Source organism: Tundrisphaera macrotermitis (genome assembly GCF_051175315.1).
Classification (GTDB): domain Bacteria; phylum Planctomycetota; class Planctomycetia; order Isosphaerales; family Isosphaeraceae; genus Tundrisphaera.
The window spans coordinates 5,033,132-5,053,439 of record NZ_CP195100.1; the positions used below are offsets into that span (position 1 = coordinate 5,033,132).

18 protein-coding genes and 2 tRNA genes are annotated in these 20,308 nt (G+C 68.0%); 10 read left to right on the forward strand and 10 right to left on the reverse strand.

Annotated elements, in window-relative coordinates; translation table 11 throughout:
- Window positions 1-53 precede the first annotated feature (53 nt).
- The 7 genes from TA3x_RS20425 to TA3x_RS20455 all read left to right on the forward strand — a co-directional run bounded on the left by TA3x_RS20425 (window position 54) and on the right by TA3x_RS20455 (window position 5,083).
- Window positions 54-1,448 carry an AAA family ATPase gene (locus tag TA3x_RS20425; protein ID WP_435016518.1) on the forward strand — a complete coding sequence of 465 codons (1,395 nt, stop codon included), beginning with the start codon at window positions 54-56 and terminating at the stop codon, window positions 1,446-1,448.
- A gap of 1 nt (window position 1,449) precedes the next feature.
- The gene (locus TA3x_RS20430; RefSeq protein ID WP_435016519.1) at window positions 1,450-2,688 is read left to right on the forward strand and encodes a tetratricopeptide repeat protein; all 1,239 of its coding nucleotides are present in this window, start codon (window positions 1,450-1,452) and stop codon (window positions 2,686-2,688) included.
- A gap of 61 nt (window positions 2,689-2,749) precedes the next feature.
- A tRNA-Met gene (locus TA3x_RS20435) sits at window positions 2,750-2,821 on the forward strand.
- Between the two features lie 155 nt (window positions 2,822-2,976).
- Window positions 2,977-3,048 (forward strand) — tRNA-Met (locus TA3x_RS20440).
- 173 nt (window positions 3,049-3,221) lie between these two features.
- On the forward strand, window positions 3,222-3,908 hold the full coding sequence (locus TA3x_RS20445) for a class I SAM-dependent methyltransferase (RefSeq protein ID WP_435016520.1): 687 nt from the start codon (window positions 3,222-3,224) through the stop codon (window positions 3,906-3,908).
- An 81-nt stretch (window positions 3,909-3,989) separates the two neighbouring features.
- Window positions 3,990-4,433: a VanZ family protein gene (locus TA3x_RS20450; protein WP_435016521.1), complete on the forward strand. Its 444-nt coding sequence runs from the start codon at window positions 3,990-3,992 to the stop codon at window positions 4,431-4,433.
- A 389-nt stretch (window positions 4,434-4,822) separates the two neighbouring features.
- A complete protein-coding gene (locus TA3x_RS20455; RefSeq protein ID WP_435016522.1) occupies window positions 4,823-5,083 on the forward strand; it encodes a DUF1653 domain-containing protein in 261 nt (86 codons plus the stop codon).
- On the opposite strand, the gene dcd is transcribed toward TA3x_RS20455, so the two are convergent.
- The 10 genes from dcd to TA3x_RS20505 all read right to left on the reverse strand — a co-directional run bounded on the left by dcd (window position 5,080) and on the right by TA3x_RS20505 (window position 15,041).
- On the reverse strand, window positions 5,080-6,078 hold the full coding sequence (gene dcd, locus TA3x_RS20460) for a dCTP deaminase (protein WP_435016523.1): 999 nt from the start codon (window positions 6,076-6,078) through the stop codon (window positions 5,080-5,082). The genes TA3x_RS20455 and dcd overlap by 4 nt on opposite strands.
- A 155-nt stretch (window positions 6,079-6,233) precedes the next feature.
- Window positions 6,234-6,470 carry a hypothetical protein gene (locus tag TA3x_RS20465; RefSeq protein WP_435016524.1) on the reverse strand — a complete coding sequence of 79 codons (237 nt, stop codon included), beginning with the start codon at window positions 6,468-6,470 and terminating at the stop codon, window positions 6,234-6,236.
- Entirely contained in the window at window positions 6,467-7,519 is a 1,053-nt protein-coding gene (locus tag TA3x_RS20470) for a DUF420 domain-containing protein (protein ID WP_435016525.1), read from the reverse strand. The genes TA3x_RS20465 and TA3x_RS20470 overlap by 4 nt, the downstream gene beginning before the upstream one ends.
- Window positions 7,520-7,563: 44 nt before the next feature.
- Complete coding sequence (locus tag TA3x_RS20475) at window positions 7,564-7,932, reverse strand: cytochrome C oxidase subunit IV family protein (protein ID WP_435016526.1); 369 nt, start codon at window positions 7,930-7,932, stop codon at window positions 7,564-7,566.
- A 16-nt stretch (window positions 7,933-7,948) separates the two neighbouring features.
- Window positions 7,949-8,746, reverse strand: a complete 798-nt coding sequence (locus tag TA3x_RS20480) for a cytochrome c oxidase subunit 3 (protein WP_435016527.1) — start codon at window positions 8,744-8,746, stop codon at window positions 7,949-7,951.
- Window positions 8,747-8,757: 11 nt separating this feature from the next.
- Window positions 8,758-9,690 (reverse strand): heme o synthase, encoded by a 933-nt coding sequence (cyoE, locus tag TA3x_RS20485; RefSeq protein WP_435016528.1) that lies wholly within the window; start codon window positions 9,688-9,690, stop codon window positions 8,758-8,760.
- Window positions 9,687-10,676, reverse strand: a complete 990-nt coding sequence (locus TA3x_RS20490; protein WP_435016529.1) for a COX15/CtaA family protein — start codon at window positions 10,674-10,676, stop codon at window positions 9,687-9,689. Before TA3x_RS20490 ends, cyoE begins: the two co-directional genes overlap by 4 nt.
- Window positions 10,677-10,713: 37 nt before the next feature.
- Window positions 10,714-12,564 (reverse strand): cytochrome c oxidase subunit I, encoded by a 1,851-nt coding sequence (locus TA3x_RS20495; RefSeq protein ID WP_435016530.1) that lies wholly within the window; start codon window positions 12,562-12,564, stop codon window positions 10,714-10,716.
- A gap of 7 nt (window positions 12,565-12,571) precedes the next feature.
- Window positions 12,572-13,390, reverse strand: a complete 819-nt coding sequence (locus TA3x_RS20500; protein WP_435016531.1) for a cytochrome c oxidase subunit II — start codon at window positions 13,388-13,390, stop codon at window positions 12,572-12,574.
- 127 nt (window positions 13,391-13,517) lie between these two features.
- Complete coding sequence (locus TA3x_RS20505) at window positions 13,518-15,041, reverse strand: c-type cytochrome (protein WP_435016532.1); 1,524 nt, start codon at window positions 15,039-15,041, stop codon at window positions 13,518-13,520.
- Window positions 15,042-15,416: 375 nt separating this feature from the next.
- Between TA3x_RS20505 and TA3x_RS20510 the strand changes: the two genes are divergently transcribed.
- From TA3x_RS20510 to TA3x_RS20520, 3 genes are all read left to right on the forward strand, one after another.
- Entirely contained in the window at window positions 15,417-16,253 is an 837-nt protein-coding gene (locus TA3x_RS20510; protein WP_435016533.1) for a CPBP family intramembrane glutamic endopeptidase, read from the forward strand.
- A 24-nt stretch (window positions 16,254-16,277) separates the two neighbouring features.
- The gene (locus tag TA3x_RS20515; protein ID WP_435016534.1) at window positions 16,278-17,192 is read left to right on the forward strand and encodes a metallophosphoesterase family protein; all 915 of its coding nucleotides are present in this window, start codon (window positions 16,278-16,280) and stop codon (window positions 17,190-17,192) included.
- A 94-nt stretch (window positions 17,193-17,286) separates the two neighbouring features.
- Window positions 17,287-20,307, forward strand: coding sequence for a PVC-type heme-binding CxxCH protein (locus tag TA3x_RS20520; protein WP_435016535.1), 3,021 nt, complete (start codon window positions 17,287-17,289; stop codon window positions 20,305-20,307).
- The last annotated feature ends 1 nt before the right edge of the window (window position 20,308 follow it).

Genomic DNA, 20,308 nt, shown 5'->3' on the forward strand with positions numbered 1-20,308 from the left:
CAATCAGAGTTTAGGGCGCGTCGTCGCCCTCCCCTTCCGTCGAGGAGTTTGCCGTGAACGGCGATCGCGCCATCGAGACCCTTCGCGAGGCGCTGCGCCTCTCCCCGGAGAACATCCCGCTCCGTCGGCACCTGGCGGAGAGCCTGCTCGGCCAGGGCCGCGCCGACCTCGCCGAGGTCGAGTTCCGCGAGGCCCTGGCCCTGGCCCCCGACGACGCCAGCCTGAAGGTCGGGCTGGCGGGCGCCTTCATCCAGCAGGGCAAGCACAACCTGGCGGTCGTCCTCTTGGAGGACGTGATCCGGCGGTTCGATGCCCCGCCCCGCGCGTTCGTCCTCTATGCCCGGATGCTGTTCCGGGCCGGCGACGTCGAGGAGGCGGTCGCGCAGTATCGCCGGGGGGTCGAGGCCGACCCGACCGTCGCCGACCGCGAGTTCGCCGAACGCCTGGGCATCCGCATCGAGGAGCCCGAGGACGAGGATGACGAGGACGACGAGGATGAGGACGACGAGGACCTGACCACCGACGAGATCGTCGAGGGGCGGATCCGGTCGTCCTGGGACGACGGCCCGAGCGTCCCGGGCGCCGAGGTCGAGCGCCCCTCGCTGCGGTTCAGCGACGTCGGCGGCATGGAGACGCTCAAGGAGGAGATCCGGATCAAGATCATCCACCCGATCGCCCACCCCGAGCTGTACAAGGCCTACGGCAAGGCGATCGGCGGGGGGATCCTGCTCTACGGCCCCCCGGGCTGCGGGAAGACCTACCTGGCCCGCGCCACGGCCGGCGAGATCGACGCGGCGTTCCTGGCCATCGGGATCAACGACGTCCTGGAGATGTGGATCGGCAACAGCGAGCGCAACCTCCACGCCCTGTTCGAGCAGGCGCGCGAGAACGCCCCGTGCGTCCTGTTCTTCGACGAGGTGGACGCCCTGGCCGCCAGCCGGGCCGACCTGAAGGCCAGCGGCGGCCGGCAGCTGATCAACCAGTTTTTGGCCGAGATGGACGGGATCGGCGGGCAGAACGACGGGGTGCTGGTCCTGGCGGCGACCAACGCCCCCTGGCACCTCGACCCGGCGTTCCGCCGCCCCGGCCGGTTCGACCGGATCCTGTTCGTCCCGCCCCCCGACGCCCCGGCCCGCGCCGCAATCCTGAGGCTCCTGTGCCGGGGCAAGCCGGTGCAGGACGTCGACTTCGAATATCTGGCCAAGAAGACCGAGAACCTGTCGGGGGCCGACCTCCGCGCCGTGGTCGACCTGGCCGTGGAGGCCAAGCTCCGCGACGCGATGAAGGCGGGCATCCCCAAGCCCCTGGTCACCAAGGACCTGCTCACCGCCGCGGCGACGGTCAAGCCGTCCACCCGCGAATGGTTCTCGACGGCCCGCAACTATGCCCTCTACTCGAACCAGGGCGGCATCTACGACGACATTTCCAAGTACCTGAAACTGGGTTGAGATGAGCAGCACAGCCTACGACCGCGGGGTGATCCTGCTCGGCCAGGGCCGGTTCGACCTGGCCGTCCGCGAGTTCCGCCGGGAACTCGCCCTGGACCCCGACAACGCCCGGGCCCACGCCTGCCTCTCGCTCTGCCTCGGCCGGGGCGATCAGGACGCCGAGGCCCTGCGCGAGGCCCAGGAAGCGGTCCGGCTCGACCCCGGCTACCCCTTCTGCCACTACGTCCACGGCCAGGCGCTCCACGCGCTCGGCCGCGAGGACGAGGCCGAGGCCGCCGCCATCGAGGCGATCCGGCTCGACCCGACCGACGCCGATTATCCTGGGCTGCTGGCCAGCATCGCGATCTCCCGGAGGCGCTTCGCCGAGGCGATCGCCGCCGCCGAGCGCGGGCTGGCGCTCGACCCGGAGAACGCGACCTGCGCCAACCTCCGGGCCCTGGCCCTGGTCCAGCTCGGCCGCAAGGACGAGGCGGTCCGGGCCCTCGGCTCGGCCCTGGCCGACGACCCGGAGAATGCCCTGACCCACGCCAACCAGGGCTGGGCCTACCTCCACCAGGCGGACCACCTCAAGGCGGCCGAGCACTTCCGCGAGGCCCTGCGGCTCGACCCCGACCTGGAGTGGGCCCGCGTCGGCATCGTCGAGGCGCTCAAGGCCCGGTCGCCGATCTATCGCCAGATGCTCCGGTTCTTCCTCTGGATGGGCCGCCTGGGGCCGACGGCCCGCTGGGCGGTGATCCTGGGCTTCATCTTCGGCCGGCAGGCGCTGGCCAGCCTGTCCGAGGCCGCGCCGGCCCTCCGCCCGTTCATCGTGCCCATCCTGGTGCTGGCCTTCGGCTTCCTGCTGATGACCTGGATCGCCAGCCCCTTGTTCAACCTCACGCTCCGGACCAGCCGCTTCGGCCGGCTGGCCCTGTCGCGCGAGCAGCGGGTGGAGTCGAACTGGGTGGGCGGCTCGTTCCTGGCGGCGGCGGCCCTGGGCGAGGTCTACCTGGCCACCGGCAGCCCCTTCGCCTTCGTGGGCATGGCCTACTTCGGCCTCCTGCTGCTACCCCTGGCGGTCACCTTCAACCTGCCCCCGGGCGGCTCGCGGCGGATCGCCGTGGCCTACACGGCGGCGCTGGCCCTGGCGGGCCTGGGTGTCCTGATCCCCGGGGCCCCCATCGCCACACTGGTCCAGGCCTTCGTGGCGGGCACGATCCTCTCGACCTGGCTCCCGGCCCTGATCGGCGGCCGGCGCTGATTTCCGACGAAATCCGCGGACTCGACTGGACGTGGCCGCGTCGTTCGGGTAGATTCGGAGTCGCGCCGTAGAGCACCGGTAGCTCGCCAGGCTCATAACCTGGAGGTAGCAGGTTCGACTCCTGCCGGTGCAACTCACCCGCGAAGGCCGCCCGATCCAAGTCGGGCGGCCTTCGTCGTTTCGAACGCTCCGCCTCGATCCCCCCGCGAGAATCGTGGCCGGACGCGACCCGCGACATTTCCCGAGATCAGGCTGGACACGCCCGGGGCGATCGGATAGATTCGGAGTCGCGCCGTAGAGCACCGGTAGCTCGCCAGGCTCATAACCTGGAGGTAGCAGGTTCGACTCCTGCCGGTGCAACTCACCCACGAAGGCCGCCCGATGATCCGGGCGGCCTTCGTCGTTTCGAAGATTGGCATGATTCCCGCCCGTGGGGGACCTTGGATGCGTCTTGACCAGACCCCGAGGTTGGCGTAGCCTCCGGCCGACCTTGTGGCCGGGGGCCGCATTCAAGGAGGGGAGGGATGGGCTCCATGGCGACGCTGCACGACGAGATGGGCAAGATCAACTGGTTCCACCGGATCGACCTCGGCAACGGGGTGGTGACGCCCGGTCGCGACGACACGCAGGCGAAGCTGGCGCAGGTCCACCTGCCGGCGGATCTGACCGGCAAGGAAGTCCTCGACATCGGCGCCTGGGACGGGTTCTTCTCGTTCGAATGCGAGCGCCGGGGGGCGAGCCGGGTGGTCGCGCTCGACGGCGGGGTGTGGAAGGTCGACTCGATCGGCAAGGCGGGCTTCGAGTTCGCGCGCAAGGCGTTGAACTCGAAGGTCGAAGACGTCTGGATGGAGGCGTCCGAGATCTCCCCGGAGCGGATCGGCCAGTTCGACCTCGTCCTGTTCCTCGGGGTGCTCTACCACCTGCCCGACCCCGTCTCGACGTTCATGAAGGTCGCCTCGGTCGCGCCGAAGGACATGATCATCGAGACCCACGTCGACCTGATGGAGGTCGACACGCCGGCCTGGGCCTTCTACCCCAACGACGAGTGCGCCGGGGACGCGTCGAACTGGTTCGGCCCGAACCGGGCGGCCGTCGAGGGGCTGCTCCGGCTCGCCGGCTTCCAGACCATCCGCTCGTTCCCGATGACGCCGGTCGAGTACCCGACCGTCGGCCGCCCCCAGGACCGGTTCGGCCGGATGGTCTTCCACGCCTCGCGCTGAGCCCCCGTGCCGGGGACGCGTCCCCGATCCCGATGGGATCAGGGTGATGATCGCTGCGGAGGGCAGGGCGGGGGCGATGGCATGTTCAAGCGGTTCGCGGCGGTGGTCCTGGTCGTCTACCTGGCGGTGCTGTGCCGCCTGACCCTGTTCATGTTCCTCCAGCCGGTCGCCCGGCCCAACTTCATCCCTCTCCGGACGATCCGGTTCGACCTGGCCCGGGGCGGCGAGCCGTTCGTGGTGAACATCCTGGGCAACCTCGGGGTCTTCCTCCCGATGGGGTTCCTGGTTCCGATCCTGTGGCCCCGCCGGTCGGGCTCGATGCTCACCCGGGTGGCGGCGGCTTCGTTCGGCCTCAGCCTGCTGATCGAGGTGCTGCAATACCTCTCGGGCCGGCGGATCGCCGACGTCGACGACCTGCTCCTGAACACCCTGGGCGGCATGCTCGGTTACGGCCTGTGGCTGTCGTGCCTCGGTGTGGCGAGGATCATGGGGCTCCGTATGCCGTCCCGCGAGGATTGGTCATAGGAGAAGTAAGTTGCGCATTATCCGTCTGAGGTTACTCACGCTGCTCACTGACGGAATTTTCTTGCCTGGATATCCGATCAGGCAAGACGGAGATTCTGTACAGCGAGGCTCCGGTTGGTGCCTCGTCCTGGAGGAAAGGAGATTAAGTTCCGGGGTCGGCTGCTGCCGGAATCGCTGCAATACGGTCGATAATCGAACACAATCCCGAGCAGCCTCGCGATTTTTGACCTGCCTTGAGGGCCTTATCGATACTCGCCTCTCGTGTTCAAATCGAGGTAGGATTCAGGCAAGGTAAATGAAGTACGCCAGATATCTCTGGCGTCGGGAGAGAGCTTTTCCGATATTGAGTGAGGCGGTTGAATAATCCCCCGCCAGATGAGGCATTACGAATGGCATCCATCAACGTACAACCGGGCGTCTATCGCCATTTCAAGGGCAAACTTTACGAGGTGATCGGCGTCGCACAAAAGGTCGACAGCGACGAAAGTTTCGTGATTTACCGACCACTCTACGGCGACATGCTTCTGGTCGCCCGACCCCTTGAGGAATTTTCTGGGACAGTCAAAGGCGAATTCGGCGACGAACTTCGATTTCAACTCGTCGAACTGTCGGCCGTCACTTGTGAATGCCACCCCGATTCTCAGAACTAATGCTCAGACTCGGGGTCAAGAAAATATTCGCCCGGCGGCTCAGCAAAGAACATGTAGTAAAATCCTGGCACGAGCAGAATTGCTGTGATGCTCCATAATACCCAATGAGCCCAGTAATAGGGTGGCTTTAGGAGCACGCTGATCGAAACACTCAGGGAAAAGAATGGTAGCCATTTGAAAAATGTCTGCCGTCGTGTCTTCCAATCCCTGCTATTCTTCTCTGCTACAGAAAACCGATCGATAATTTCCTGGGCATTCGTTAACTGGCCGTGAGGCAGACGTCCAAGAAACGTCGCAAATCGGTCGAGAATCCGCACGTCCTTCTTACCAAGCGTTCGTTCGAATTCGGCAAGGATGTGAGCATCAAGATCCACCTTGCCACAGGCTTCTCTGAGTTTCTTTATGCGTGCGTCCATCCAATAGCGGGATGGCTCGCCTTCTTCGTTCATGTATTTGCTGGCCAAGTCAGGCGCGTCGTAAGGCTTCGCACTTTCGCCGGTTGTCTTGACAATTAGTAACTGACAAATATCCATAAAGGGTGTAATTACGATCGGCACACGGCCGTGGTTCACTAACTGTAGTGGCATTCTACCACGCCAACCAGGGTTGATAAAATCCCCTGTGCAGTGAATCGAAAGACCAAGCCTGGCAAAAGAGCTCCGCCCTTCAAGCTTGCCTGCGAAACCGTTAGGAAGCGTAAAAATTTCGTAGGTGCGAGCAAGGATCAACTCACCGGGTTTTAGAGATATCCCCTCGCCAAGACGCATCCACCGTTTCCGGTACAAACGTTGTGTGTCGAGATGTCCAAGTGCCGGACCAAGAAAACTAATACTCTTGCCATGCGCCTTACGTGGTATCCAAAAGCAGCGATCGAGCCTCAGATCAATCGAGGCAGGTCGCACCTGTTCGTCAGGCTTGAACGGACGCTTTGCGTCTTCGGTCGCAAAGCTCATCGCCTCAAGCAGTGCGAGAATATCAGAATCGCAAAGGAGCATCTTCTATCCTTGCCGATTAAGCATCGTTCGAGCGAGCTTCGAAGAACATTTCACCTTAGTATCAGAATGCAATAAATATTCTCAAGGAGCTTTCGGAAAAACAAATTATTCAGTGGTTATCAACCTCTGTAATCCTTCTATCAGTCACAACAGCCTCACATCTCCGGCATCGCACCGCGCCGGACGGCGCGGGCGACCATCGCGACGCCCGTCCCCAGGAGGGTGAAGGGCATGGCGATCATGAACAGGATGCTCCAGGCGTAGCCGTTGGCCTGCCGGCCGGCGTCGCCCGCCTGGTTGGCCACGGCCTCGCGGCAGTTGGGGCAGGCCAGGGTGTCCGAGGCGATCAGGAGGACGACGGCCAGAATGAGCCAGGGGGTGAGGGTCTTCATGGGTTCACCGGCATCCGGTAGAGCATCCAGTAGATCACCACGCCCGTGACCGAGACGTAGAGCCAGATCGGGAACGTGACCCGGGCGATCGCGGCGTGGCGGGCGAACTGGCTGCGGATCGCATGCGTGAGGGTCAGGGCGACCAAAGGGACGACCCCGAAGGTGGCCAGGATCGTGTGCGAGAGCAGGATCGTGAAGTACAGCGTCCGCGCCGCGCCCACGCCCCGGAAGGCGACGCTGCCGACCTCGTAGTGGTAGACCAGGTAGCAGGCCAGGAAGACCGCCGAGACGACCACGGCCGAGATCATGCAGATGGCGTGGGCCTTGACCCGTTTGGTCAGGATCAGGATCCAGCCGATCACCAGCAGCAGGGCGCAGGTGCCGTTGAGCGCCGCGTTGACGGCGGGCAGGTCGCGGGCCCACGAGCCGCGCCGCTTCGCCTGCGCGACCAGCTCGGCCAGCTCGGCCTTGTCGGTCGAGTCGAACACGCCGACCACGGCGTTGCCGCGATCGACCAGGACCAGCCGGTTGCTGTGCGCCACGGCCTCGGCGCCGTGCTTCTGATCCTCCTCGGAGGAGGCGGAGACGGGGAGCTTGAATTGCTTCAGGATCAGGTCGTAGACGTCGGACTTCGGCCCGGTCAGGAACCACCAGCCGTTCGGGTCGGCCCCCAGGCCCTTCGCGTAGTCGGCCAAGACGGCGGGGGTGTCGTGATCGGGGTCGACCGTGATCGAGGCCATCCGGACCCCGGCCTGGCCGAGGGGCTGCTGCAGGCTCTTCATCACGGCCGAGATCCGCGGGCACGACGATGGGCAGCGGGTGAAGATGAACGCGGCCACCCAGACGTCGCCGGCGAGGTCGGCCTCGGTGATCGACTTGCCGGATCGCTCGTTCAGCTTGTACGAGCCCAGCGGGTAGCCGTCGCCGAGGTCGCGCCCGGCGCGGACCGAGGCGGGGCGCCGGCCCGAGCCGGCCACCACGAGCAGGAGGGAACCGAGGATCGCGGCGGCGACCAGCAGCAGTCCGAGGCGGTAGGAAGCTTTCGGCAAGGGACCGTCCGTCCGGGGCGGGGTGGGGGCGGAATTCGAAAGGTTCAGGCCGGCTTCACGACCTCGGGGGCGGCGATGCCCGCCGGGCCCTGGTCGGCGTTCTCGTGGAGGACCATGTCGGGGATCAGCCCCAGCACGACGACGATCGCCAGCAGGCAGACCGGGACCAGGATCATGTAGATCCACCGGCCCTCGAACTTCAGGTGCATGAAGTACATCCCGACCAGCGTCGCCTTGATGATCGCCATCGTCATCAGGCCCGCGACCAGCATCGTGAACGACAGGGGCAGGAACCGGGCGTAGAGGTATTCCAGCACCGTGAAGACCAGCAGGGCGTAGAACACCTTCATGTACGGGGCGTGCGACTCCACGAAGCGTTCCTGCTCGGGGGTCAGGTTCCGGGGCTCGATCATCACAGCCTCCTTCCGTTCAGATCAGGTAGACGACCGTGAAGAGCAGGATCCAGACGAGGTCGACGAAGTGCCAGTAGAGGCCGACGACCTCGATGCTGGCGTAGTTCGTCGGCGAGTACGCCCCGGTCCAGGCCCGGATCGCCAGCAGGCTCATGGCGACGACTCCCGCCGCGACGTGGGCCCCGTGGAACCCGGTCATCGTGAAGAAGCACGACGCGAACAGGCTCACGTCCGGGGTGAAGTGGCCGGTGTGGCTCACGCCGATCGGGTAATGGTGCCCGAACATCAATTGATAGTATTCGTAGACCTGGACGCCCAGGAACACCGCGCCGATCAGGGCCGTGGCCGTGATGTACTGCGCCCCCTTGCGTCGCTGGTCGCGCTGCACGGCGCTGAGGCCCAGCACCATCGTCACCGACGAGCAGATCAGGATGAAGGTGTTGACCGCCGTCAGGTCGATGCTCAGCGGGTTGGTGTCGTGGTCGTACGGGCGGGGCCAGTCGGACGCGACCAGGCCCGGCTCCTTCGCGGCCAGCATCGGGGCGATGTCGGTCGCGGGCGGATAGTGGTTGCTGTAGGAGGTCGGCGACCCGCCGGCGCGGAGGACGATGTAGGTGCCGATCAGCCCGGTGAAGAACATGATCTCGGTGGCCAGGAACAGCCACATGGCCACCTTGCCCGGCGTCAGCGGGGGGGCCTGGACCGTGGGGTGCGCCATCGACGGGCGGTCCAGCGGCAGGGCGACCGGAAACGTGGCACCATCGGCCATGACACTCACCTGGCGGCTCGGGACGAAGTTCGGTCGGATCGGCACGGCGACATCGCTCAGGCCGGCAACGGGTTGAGCAAGAGCAGCAGCAGGATGCCGGGCAGGTACAGGAACGAGGCGTAGAGCATCCGCCTGGCCGACGCGTTGGTGACGTCGAGCCAGAACCGCACGGCGGCCTGGAGGTAGAAGGCCCCCAGCGCGGCGGCCCCGGCGAAGTACCACGCCCCGGCCAGCCCGATCGCCGTGGGCAGCAGCCCGGCGGGGACCAGGGCCAGGGCATACAGGGCCGCCTGGCGGCCGGTCATCACCCCGGTGGGGTCGAAGGCCGGCAGCATCTTGTGGCCGCCCCGGGCGTAGTCCTCGCGATGGATCCAGGCGATCGCCAGGAAGTGGGGGAACTGCCACAGGAACAGGATCAGGAACAGGGCCCACGCCTCGATGCCGAGCCGGCCGGTGGCCGCCGCCCAGCCGATCACCGGGGGCAAAGCGCCCGGGATCGCGCCGATGGCCGTGTTCAGGGTCGAGACCGGCTTGAGCGGGGTGTAGACCAGCACGTAGAGGACGAAGGTGACCGCCGCCACCATCGCCGCGAGCCCGTTGGCCCCCAGCGCCAGCATGGCGACCCCGGCCACGCCCAGCGCGATGCCGAACAGCCCCGCCTCGACCACGCCGACCTTGCCGCTGGGCAGCGGGCGCCTCACGGTCCGGCGCATCAGGGCGTCGCGGTCCCTCTCCAGGATCTGGTTCCAGACGCCGGAGCCGCCCGCCACCAGCCCGGTCCCCAGCAGGGTCCAGAGCATCGTCAGCGGCGAGGCCGACTGCCGGGCCCCCAGCAGGAAGGCGGTCGCCACGGACATGAGCACCAGCATCGTCAGCCGGGGCTTGGTCATGGCGACCAGCAGCGGAAGCCGGTCCGAGAACGAGGTCAGGGTATCGCCTCCACCCGCGTCGGCGAGCATGGGGGGACCGAGAGTCACCGCCGTCTTCACGCGACCGCCTCCAGTTCGCGGCTCGGCCGGGCGGCCGGGCCTCGCTCGTCGTCGGGCGGGGCGATCTGCCCGAACGCCCTCATCGTCATCACGACCGCCGCCGCCAGCAGCAGCGCCGCGTTGGCCTGGTGGCCGGTCCGGATCAGCGCCTGGAACATGGTCACCGGCCGCAGGTTGCCGTCATACGGCCGAAGCATCCACCACGCCCCGATGCCCAGGGCCACCTGCAGGATCAGCAGGAGCCCCATCGCTCGGGCCGAGGGGATCAGCTCGCGGAGGCCCGAACCGGACCTGGCATACTTCGACGCGACCGCCCCCACATGCCCGAGGACCAGCACCGCCGCGAGCGAGTGGACCACCAGCGACATCCGCGACGGGTAGTGGCGGAGCCAGGCCCCGGCCATGATCTGCGCCGCGATCAGCCCCAGGGCCGACGCGACCATCCGCCGGGCCTTGCCGGCGCCCTCGGCCGTCCGGGCCGGGCCGAACCAGCCCCGCCCGGTCAGGACGCAGAGGGCGACCATGAAGGCGAAGAACGCCTGGCCGAAGACGCCGTGGAAGGCGGCCAGGCCGGTCCAGTTCCAGCGGACCCGCATCCCGCCCATCACGCCCTGGGCGATCACGGCCACCAGCGCCAGCACGCCCAGCCACTTGACCCGGGCCCGGCGCTCGAAGAGGAGGAAGTCGAGCATCAGGACGATCGTGAACAGCCCCACGGCCGAGGCGTAGAGCCGGTGGGCGTGCTCGCCGAAGACCCCCCAGTTGGTGTCGAACATGTTGAACAGGAACATGTTGACGCCGAACGTGGTGGGCCAGTCGGGCACGGCCATGCCCACGCGATAGGTCGTGACCAGCCCGCCCACGAACAGGAGGGGCCAGGTGAACGCCGTGGCCAGCAGGGCCATCCAGTGCGGCCCGGCGCGGTAGCCCGACCCCGGCGCGGGGCCGGCGGTCGGACTCGGTTCGGATCGGGAAGGATCGTGCATGCGGTTCTCGCGAGGCTCGGGCCCGGAGCGGATCGGGTCAGGCCATGATCGGGTCCATCGGGCCGGCGATCGGCGGCCGGGGCTCGGTCTGCGGCAGGAAGTCGCCGACCACGCCGGGGACGCTGAACTCGTAGGCGGGATGGTAGACCGTGGGGATCGTCTCGAAGTTGAAGTACGGGGGCGGCGACGCCGTGACCCATTCCAGGCTGTTGGCCTTCCACGGGTTGGCCTCGGCCTTCTTGCCGAACGCCAGGCTCCAGAAGAAGTTCAGCGCGAAGATGACCTGCACCGCCCCGAGGGCGAACGCCGAGTACGTCATGAACTCGTTCATGGCGACGGTCCCGGCCCCCTGGAGGAAGTCGTAGACCGACGAGTCGGCGGTCCGCCGGAGGAACCCGTGCATCCCGATGATGTGCATCGGGAAGAACACGGCGTTGAACGTGAGGAAGGTCAGCAGGAAGTGGACCTTGCCCCAGGTCTCGTTCATCATCCGGCCGAACATCTTGGGGAACCAGTAGGCGATCGCCGCGAAGATGGCGAACGTGCTGCCGCCGAACAGGACGTAGTGGATGTGGGCCACGATGAAGTAGGTGTCGTGGATGTGCATGTCGACCGGGGTGGCCGCCATGAAGATCCCCGACAGCCCGCCGATCACGAACATCGACACGAACGCCATGGCGTTGAGCATCGCCGTGGTGAACTGGATCCGCCCGCCCCACATCGTCCCCAGCCAGTTGAACACCTTGATCGCCGAGGGCAGGGCGATCAGCATCGTCGAGAGCATGAACGTGGCGCCCAGCGCGGGGTTCATGCCCGACTGGAACATGTGGTGCCCCCACACGATGAACCCCAGCCCGGCGATCGCGCCGATGGCGAAGACCATCGGCTTGTAGCCGAACAGGGGCTTCCGCGAGAACGTGGAGATGATGTCGGACATCATCCCCATCGCCGGCAGGATCATGATGTACACGGCCGGGTGGGAGTAGAACCAGAACAGGTGCTGCCACAGCAACGGCAGCCCGCCCCCCACGCCGGTCGAGGCGTTGGCCACCGACCAGTTGGCCGGGGTGAAGAAGTTCGTCCCCACGGTCCGGTCCAGCAGCTGCATGACCAGGGCCGAGGTCAGCACCGGCAGGGCGAACGCCTGGAGGATCGCCGTGATGAACATGGCCCACACCGTCATCGGCATCCGGAACATCTTCATGCCCGGGGCCCGGAGCATCAGGATCGTCGTGATGTAGTTGATCGACCCCATCAAGGACGACAGCCCGGCGAACAGGAGGGCGATCAGCCACCAGGTCTGGCCGTGGAGCGAACCGGGGGTCGACCAGCGGGCGGTGGCCAGGGGCGGATAGCTGGTCCAGCCGGCCTCGGGGGCCCCGCCCACCACGTAGAACGAGTTGATCAGGGCGACGAAGGCGAACGGCATCATCCAGTAGGAGAGCGTGTTCAGCTTCGGGAACGCCATGTCCCGGGCGCCGATCATCAGAGGGATCAGGAAGTTGCCGAACGCCCCGGACAGGATCGGGATGATCACGAAGAAGATCATCACCGTGCCGTGGAGCGTGAACAGCTTGTTGTAGAACTCCGGCGGCATCCGGTAGCCCTGGTCGGCCCAGAGGGCCTTGCTCAGGATCGGCATCGGCGACCACGGCCAGGCCAGCTGCCAGCGGATCGCCATCGCCAGCAGGCCGCCGAGGACGAAGAAGATCAGGCCGGAGAACAGGAACTGGATCCCGATCACCTTGTGGTCGGTGCTGAAGACGTAGCGGAGGAGGGGGTTGGACGGCAGCGCGTGGATGTGGTCCGCCTCGTCGGCGTAGTGGTGGCCCGGCGTCCCTCCGACCGGAGGATGGCCCGCGCCGGGGGTGTGGTGCTGGTGGCTCATGGTTGCCTCAATTCTCCCCGGCGGGTGCGGCGGCCGCGGCGACCTGGTCGCGGGACTGGTCCCGGGCGGCGGACCGCATCCAATCGTCGAAATCGGCCTGGGTGGCGTGCACCGTCACGTTGCCGCGCATCTTGTAGTGGCCCCAGCCGCACAGCTCGGCGCAGACCAGCTCGTACTTGCCCGCCTGATCCGTGTCGAACCAGACCGGGATGCGGAGGCCGGGGACGGCGTCCTGCTTGATCCGCAGGGCGGGCAGGAAGAAGGAGTGGAGCACGTCGGCCGACTTGAGGTAGATCAGCGTCGGCGTCCCCTTCACGAAGTGGAGGTCGTTGACCCGGTGGATGTCGTCGTTGGTGCCGATCTTCCCGTCCGGGCCGGGGTAGCGCATCGTCCACTGGAACTGCCGCCCGGTGACCTCGGCCGTCGGCGCGACCTTGGGGACGTTCCCCTTGAACTTGACGTTGGCCCACGTCCCCATCTGATACAGGGAGATGAACACCAGGACGGCCGCCGGGATGATCGTCCAGATGATCTCCAGCCGCTGGCTGCCGTGGAAGTAGATGGCCACCCGCCCGGGGGCGTCGGCGTACTTCCAGGCGGCCCAGACCAGGGCGACCTGGGTGCCGATGAACACGGCGCCGGTGATCACCAGGATGATCACGAAGAGGGCGTCGATCTCCTTGCCGACCGACGACGCCGAGTGCCAGAACCCGAGCGTCTGGTCGGGCCCGGCCGGCAGCCACCAGTCGGGGTGGAAGGGCGCGTACAGGAAGGCACCGACGCACGAGGCCGCCACCAGGGCGAAGACGAGGCTCCAATAACGCACGGAAAAAAGCTCCTCTGTCATCAAGCCCGGCGGTCGTCGGCATTCATCGGGACGACCCTGGCGACTCCCGTCCCCTGGTGGCGAAAGGGCCGGGGCCGCGTGGCCGGGTCGGGGCGGCCCGCCCGGATCATCGCGAAGCGGCCACCGACGCCTTGGCCGCTTCGGGGGCCGGGGCGGGGCGGAGCAGTTCGGGACGGTCGGGCACGGCCAGGACGAAGTTCACCACGTCCCAGATCTGATCGTCGGTCAAAAGCCCGGCGTGCGCCGGCATCTTGGCGCCGTTGATCCCCTTGGCGATCCGCCAGTAGAGATCCAGGGGGCGCCGCCCCCCCTTGTAGAAGACGCCGCGATCGGCCACGCCCACCAGGTTCGCCGGCCGGAGCGGGTTGCCCCAGGCGTCCAGCGACCCGTCGGTCCAGAGCTGGTACTTGGCGAGCAGGAACGTGCGGAACTCGGGGTCATCCAGCAGGGGCTGGGCCTTGCGGGCCGCCTCGATCACCTTGGGGCCGTTGGCCTTGGCGTACTCGGGGAAGTCCTTCGCGGCGACCTCCGGCAGCAGCTCGCGCTCCTTGACCATCTGGGCGAGCAGGGCCGGGTTCTCCTCGAAGAACTTCGCCACGCCCGCGGCGTCGGACTTGGGGGCGTGTGCGGCGGCGTGGCTCGCTTCGAGGTTCGCCCGGTAGCGCCGGGCGATCGCCTCGTCGAGCGATTTGAGGCGGAAGACGACGTCGTCGAAGATCGGCTTCTCGATGAAGCTCGGGCCGTTCCCCTCGCCGTTCGCCCCGTGGCAGCCGGCGCATTCGAGCTTGTTGCCGGTCGTGTTGGTCCCGAGGAACAGGTCCCGGCCGCGGAGGATGCTGGCGTCGGCCGCCTCGCCCCGCTTGACCGACGGGTTGACGACCTGCTCGTTGGCCTGGGTCCAGGTCGAGGCGACGGTGGCGGCGACCTCGGCGGCGACGTCCACGCCGACGGTGTTCTCGGCGTCCTCGTCGTCGGCCAGGGCGGCCTCGCCGACCAGGAACTGCTCGGTCTCGCCGCGCATCGACAGGAAGATCGTGTAGTCGATCACCTGGTCGACTTCCGACGGCGTCATGAGGGCGTCGAACGCCGGCATCGAGGTGCCGTGGAGCCCTTCATTGATCGTCTTGCGGAGGTCGTCGCGGGTCGGCTTGGCGCCGGCCGGGCTGGTCGAGGTGAATTTGAAGATCCCGGGGCGGAAGTCGCGAGGCCGGGGATAGGCCAGGAACGTCGCCGTGGGGCCGTCGCCGCCGCCGGCCACGCCGTGGCAGTGGAGGCAGTGGCGGCGGAACAGCGTATATCCCCCCTCGATCGGCCTCGACTTGCCGGTCGCGGGGTCGAACTCGGTCGCCTCTCGGGCCTTGCCGTCGGTCACGACCCGGTTGGCCAGGTAGATCCCGCCGTCGCGCAGGCCCGAGTCCTGGGGGACGTTCAGGTGGCGGATGTCGGGCCCGTACAGGGTCGCCAGCGACTTGCGGATGGCGGCCTGGAGCTTGGGCTTGCCGGCCAGTTCCCGGGTCATCCGCTCGCTGTCGCGATACGCGATCGGGCCGGGGGCATCGAAGCCGTCGCAGCCGACCAATCCCAGGAGCAGCAAGGTCGAGGGAACGAAACGTCGGAAACGCGTTGCCACGCGTCCATCCTCCCCAAGGCGGGCGAAAGTTTGGCGGCGGGCGGACTTCCGGTCGCGGATCGTCGCCGCAAGGCGGTCGGCCGGGTACGCCGGATCGATCCGGGATCGCGAGTCATCGGTCACGGAGGGGGGATCCTGCCGAGGGGCCACAAGGCCGGGATCGGGGAACGCTATTGTCGGGCGTCCGCCCCGGATCGTCAAGCGGACGCCGCCCCCCTTCATCCAGCCCATAGTATCGGCGGTACGATGCCTGCACAAGAGTTCCGACATTTCACCGATTCCGGTCGCGACAGAAATAACGACGATTTCGAAGCGGCCGTCGGAGGGCCGGGCGTTCCCCTGGAGTGGCCGCGCGGGAGGGCCGATGGAGAACGCATGGCACCCCCCAAAGCTCCCACCTCCCCCCGCCAGAAACCCGCCCGGTCGCGCTACGGCTACGACCACCGATGGTGGGGGGAGCCGGCACGGGCCGAGGGCGAGGGGCCGTCCTACTGGTCCAGCACGCGGAGGCCGATCCCGTGCCTGGTCTTCATCGCCCCGATGCTGGTCGCCTACGAGTTGGGTGTGGCCTGGCTGGGCGGGTCGTCGGCCGACAGCCTCCGGGCCGGGGCCGACGCCTGGCTGAGGCAGGGGCTGGGCGGGCTGGGGCTGACCGATCGCTGGCTCCTGCCGCTGGGCCTGGTCACCGCCCTGCTGGCCTGGCAGGCCATCGACGGGCGGGACTGGCGATTCCCGCCGATCTTCCCGGCCGCGATGCTGGTCGAGAGCCTGGCCCTGGCCTCCGTCCTGATCGGCCTGAGCCGGGTGGTCGACGCCGGCTTCTCCCGGCTGGACGGCCCCGGCCTGCTGGCCACGGCCCGCCCGCCGACCGGGCATCCGATCGCCCCCCTGATCGGCTTCCTGGGTGCCGGCCTCTATGAGGAGGCCCTGTTCCGCCTGGCCCTGGTGCCGGCGTTCTTCCGGGGCCTGCGGCTGGTCGCGATCCCGCCCCTGGCGGCCTGCACCCTGGCGATGACCGCCTCCTCGGTGCTGTTTTCGCTGGCCCATCACGCCGGGACGCCGGGCGAGGCGTTCACCTGGTTCGCGTTCATCTTCCGGTGGTCGGCCGGGGTGTTCTTCGCCTGGGTCTTCGTCGTGCGCGGATTCGGCGTCGCGGTTGGCACGCATACTGCCTACGACATCCTGGTCGGCTGGTTCGGCTGGCATCTCTGATCGACCCCTGCGTGGAGCAGGCCTTTGCGCATCATCCAACTCTCCGACATCCACGTCTGGCGATACTCCTACAACCCGATGCGCCTGTTCGGGAAGCGAGCCGTCGGGATCGCCAGCCTGATCGCCGGCCGGGCCGCGAGCTTCCGGCTGGAGCGCCTCCAGGCCGTGATGGACCGCGTCCACGGCATCGGCGCCGACCATATCCTGATCACCGGCGACCTGACGACGACCGCCCTGACCGCCGAGTTCCGCGACGCCAAGAAGGCCCTGTCCATCCTGCTGGCCGACCCGACCCGCGTGACCGTGATCCCGGGCAACCACGACCGCTACACCTCCGGCTCGGTGCGGACCCGGCAGTTCGAAGTGAACTTCGGAGCCTATGCCCCGTCGGAGCGTTTCCCGTGGCTCCGCCGGATCGACGACGAGACCTCGATCCTCGGGCTGGACCCGACCCGCTCCCACCTGTCGGCCCGGGGCCTGCTCCCGGCCGATCAGTTCCGGATGGCCCGCGACCTCCTCGCCGAGCCGTCGCTCCGGAGCCGCCGGCTGATCATCGCCTGCCACTACCCGGTGATCGCCCCGCCGACCTATGCCGAGGAGCTGTTCCCCAAGCGGATGAAGAACGCCGAGGAGGTGGCCGGATGGCTGCGGGGGATCGGCCCCCACCTGTTCTGCTGCGGCCACGTCCACGCGGCCTGGGCGTTCCAGCCGGCCACGATCCCCAACCAGCTCTGCCTCAACTCCGGCGCCCCATTGCTCCGCGACTCGACCGGGGGGCGTCCGCCGGGCTTCCTGGAGATCGAACTCGACGGCCCCTCGGTCTCCGTCAAGCATCATGCTTGGGTGGACACCGGCAAGGATACCGGCTGGGAAGTCCGCCCGTTCTACCAGGCCCCGAACCATTTTCCGGCCGCCACCTCGGCCTCCAGCCTCACCTGAGCGCCGGCCGAAGGCTTGCGTTTCCCGGCCGATCGCCAAATACTCGACCGATCGGGGTCGGATCGATCCCTCGCGAGGCGGCCGGAGAGACGAGATGCACGTTCGTAGGATGCTCATCGCCTCCGCGGCGATGATGGCGGCGTTGTCCTGCCCGGATCGGATCATGGCCCAGGGGGGGGGAGGCGACTTCGTCCCCCGCCGTCAGGACCGCCCGCCCGGGCCCGCCCTGTCGCCCGAGGAGGCGGTCCGCAAGATGACCGTCCCGGACGGGTTCACGGTCGAGGTGGTGGCCAGCGAGCCCGACCTGGTCAACCCGGTCGCCATGACCTTCGACGAGCGGGGGCGGGTCTGGGTCACGGAGAGCCTGGAGTACCCCCGGCATCCCGCCGGCCCGGGGCGGGACCGGATCAAGATCCTGGAAGACACCGACGGCGACGGGAAGTCCGACAAGTTCACGGTCTTCGCCGATGGGTTGAACATCCCGTCGGGCATCGCCGTGGGGGCGGGGGGCGTGTGGGTGGCCAATGCGCCCGACATCCTGTTCCTCCGCGACACCGACGGCGACGGCAAGGCCGACACCCGCGAGGTCGTCCTGACCGGCTTCGGCCGGGACGACACCCACGAGCTGCCCAACTCGCTTTCCTGGGGCCCGGACGGCTGGCTCTACGGCTGGAACGGGGTCTTCAACCCGGCCCACATCGTCCACCAGGGGAAGACCTATGACTTCACCTGCGCCCTGTTCCGGATCCACCCCAGGACGCGGGCCTTCGAACTTTTCAGCGAGGGGACCAGCAATCCCTGGGGCGTGACCTGGAACCAGGACGGCGACGCCTTCGCCAGTGCCTGCGTGATCGACCACCTCTGGCACCTGACCGAGTCCGGCTACTACCATCGCCAGGGCGGGCCCTATCCCCCGTTCACCTGGAAGCTGGAATCGATCGTCGGCTATCAGCACCAGCTGGCCGCCTATTGCGGCATCCAGTACTTCGACAGCGACGCCTACCCGGAACAGTATCGCGACCGGCTGTTCATGGGGAACATCCACGCCAACGGGATCAACGTCGACCGGATCGCCCGCAAGGGGGCGACCTACCAGGGGGCGCCCGACCCCGACTTCCTGCTGGCCAACGACGTCTGGTTCATGCCGGTCTCGCAGAAGGTCGGGCCCGACGGTTGCCTCTACATCCTGGATTGGTACGACCGCTACCACTGCTACCAGGACGCCAGCCGCGATCCCGCCGGGGTGGATCGCCTCAACGGGCGGCTCTACCGGGTCCGGTACAAGGACACGCCCCGGGCCCCGGCCTTCGACCTGGCCGGCGAGTCGGATGATGCCCTGATCGCCCGGCTCGGCCATGCCAACATCTATTATCGCGAGAACGCCCAGAGGATCCTCCGGGAACGCGACAACCCGGCCTCCCGGCCCAAGCTCGAAGCCCTGGCCTTCGACGCCGGGGCTTCCCGCAAGGCGCGGATGCATGCCCTGTGGACCCTGATCGGCACCGGCCGGCTCGACCCGGCCTTCCACGGCCGGCTCCTGGCCGACGCCGACCCGGTGGTGCGGGCCTGGGGCGTGCGCGCGGCCGGCAACTTCGGGGAGGTCGACCCGGCGATCCGCGACGCGGTGCGGTCGCTGGCCGCCGACCCCTCGCCGATCGTGCGGGTGCAGGTGGCCATCTCCTCGCGCAAGATCGCGGGCATCGACCCGCTCCCGACCTTGCTGGCGACCCTGTCCGGCGACGACGCGGGGGGCCTGCTCGGCCCGATCGTCTGGCAGAACCTCCACCCCCTGCTGGACGACCGGGCGGCGGAGTTCGTCCGGACGATCGCCGCGCACCCGAAGCTGGACTCGCCGATGGTCCTGGCGCTCCTGCCCCGGGCCTTCGAACGGATCCTCGCCGGCGCCCGCCCCCAGGCCGAGCCGGCCGACGCCCTCCTGGGCCTCCTCCTGGGGTTGAAGTCGCCCGAAGGCCGGGCCGCCGCCTCCCGGACGCTGCGGATGCTCGCCGACCAGGGGCGGGCCGGCCTGCCGGAGGCGATCCGACCCCAGCTCCGCTCATCGGTCGCCGCCCGGCTGGAGCCGCTGCTCAAGGGGCCGGGCGACGCCCCGATGGCCCTCGACGCGGCGATGGCCTCGATGGCCCTGGGCCACACGGCCGGGGTCGAGGTCGCCCGCGCGGCGTTCCTCTCGCCGAAGCGGCCCGAGGCCCAGCGCTCGCGGGCCCTGGTCGCTCTGATCGATGCCGGCGACCGGTCGGTGCTGGACGCCGCCGATACCCTCCTGGCCGAGAAGTCGTCCGCCTCGGTCGGGTTCCGGGGCGAGGTCATCGCTGCCCTCGGCCGGGTCGACGACCCGTCGGTGGCCGATCGCCTGCTCAAGCATTACCCCGGCCTGGAGCCGGAACTCCAGCCCCGGGTCGTGGAAGTCCTCACCCAGCGCGAGCCCTGGGGCCGGGCGCTGGTGGCGGCGATCGCGGACAAGCGTGTGCCGGCGACGGCGGTCGGGGTCAACCAGGTCCGCAGGCTCGGGGCGATCAAGGACCCCGAGACCGCCGCCCGGATCAAGGCGACCTGGGGCAGCATCCGCGAGGGCCGCAACCCGGCGCGGGAGCATGTCATCAACCGGATGAAGGACCACTTGAGCCAGGCCAGGGGCGACGCCGTGGCCGGCGCGGCCGTGTTCGCCAAGGTGTGCGGCCAGTGCCACAAGATCTACGGCGAAGGGTACGAGGTCGGGCCCGAGATCACGCGCAACGGGCGCGGCTCATTCGAGCAGCTCCTGTCCAACGTGTTCGATCCCAGCCTGGTCATCGGCGAGGCGTTCCAGGCGACCACCGTCGCCACCAGGGATGGCCGCGTCCTGACCGGGCTGGTCGCCGAGGATAGCCCGCAACGCCTGGTGCTCAAGCTCCAGGGCGGCAAGCTCGAGACCATCGCCAAGGAGGATGTCGAGGAGCGCAGCCTCAGCACGCTGTCCCTGATGCCCGAAGGGCTCGAAGAACAGATGACCCCGCGCGAGCTGGCCGACCTGTTCGCCTTCATCACCCTGGATCGGGCCCCGGCCGACCCCGAGGCCCGCCCGTTGCCCGGCACCCCGCCCGGGATCCGCAGGTAGC

Excerpts from the sequence above, each read along its gene's own strand:
- TA3x_RS20430 (WP_435016519.1), top strand. The coding sequence starts at position 1,450 with ATGAGCAGCACAGCCTACGACCGCGGGGTGATCCTGCTCGGCCAGGGC.
- TA3x_RS20445 (WP_435016520.1), top strand. The coding sequence starts at position 3,222 with ATGGCGACGCTGCACGACGAGATGGGCAAGATCAACTGGTTCCACCGG.
- TA3x_RS20450 (WP_435016521.1), top strand. The coding sequence starts at position 3,990 with ATGTTCAAGCGGTTCGCGGCGGTGGTCCTGGTCGTCTACCTGGCGGTG.
- TA3x_RS20455 (WP_435016522.1), top strand. The coding sequence starts at position 4,823 with ATGGCATCCATCAACGTACAACCGGGCGTCTATCGCCATTTCAAGGGC.
- dcd (WP_435016523.1), bottom strand. The coding sequence starts at position 6,078 with ATGCTCCTTTGCGATTCTGATATTCTCGCACTGCTTGAGGCGATGAGC.
- TA3x_RS20465 (WP_435016524.1), bottom strand. The coding sequence starts at position 6,470 with ATGAAGACCCTCACCCCCTGGCTCATTCTGGCCGTCGTCCTCCTGATC.
- TA3x_RS20475 (WP_435016526.1), bottom strand. The coding sequence starts at position 7,932 with ATGATCGAGCCCCGGAACCTGACCCCCGAGCAGGAACGCTTCGTGGAG.
- TA3x_RS20490 (WP_435016529.1), bottom strand. The coding sequence starts at position 10,676 with ATGCACGATCCTTCCCGATCCGAACCGAGTCCGACCGCCGGCCCCGCG.
- TA3x_RS20495 (WP_435016530.1), bottom strand. The coding sequence starts at position 12,564 with ATGAGCCACCAGCACCACACCCCCGGCGCGGGCCATCCTCCGGTCGGA.
- TA3x_RS20510 (WP_435016533.1), top strand. The coding sequence starts at position 15,417 with ATGGCACCCCCCAAAGCTCCCACCTCCCCCCGCCAGAAACCCGCCCGG.
- TA3x_RS20520 (WP_435016535.1), top strand. The coding sequence starts at position 17,287 with ATGCACGTTCGTAGGATGCTCATCGCCTCCGCGGCGATGATGGCGGCG.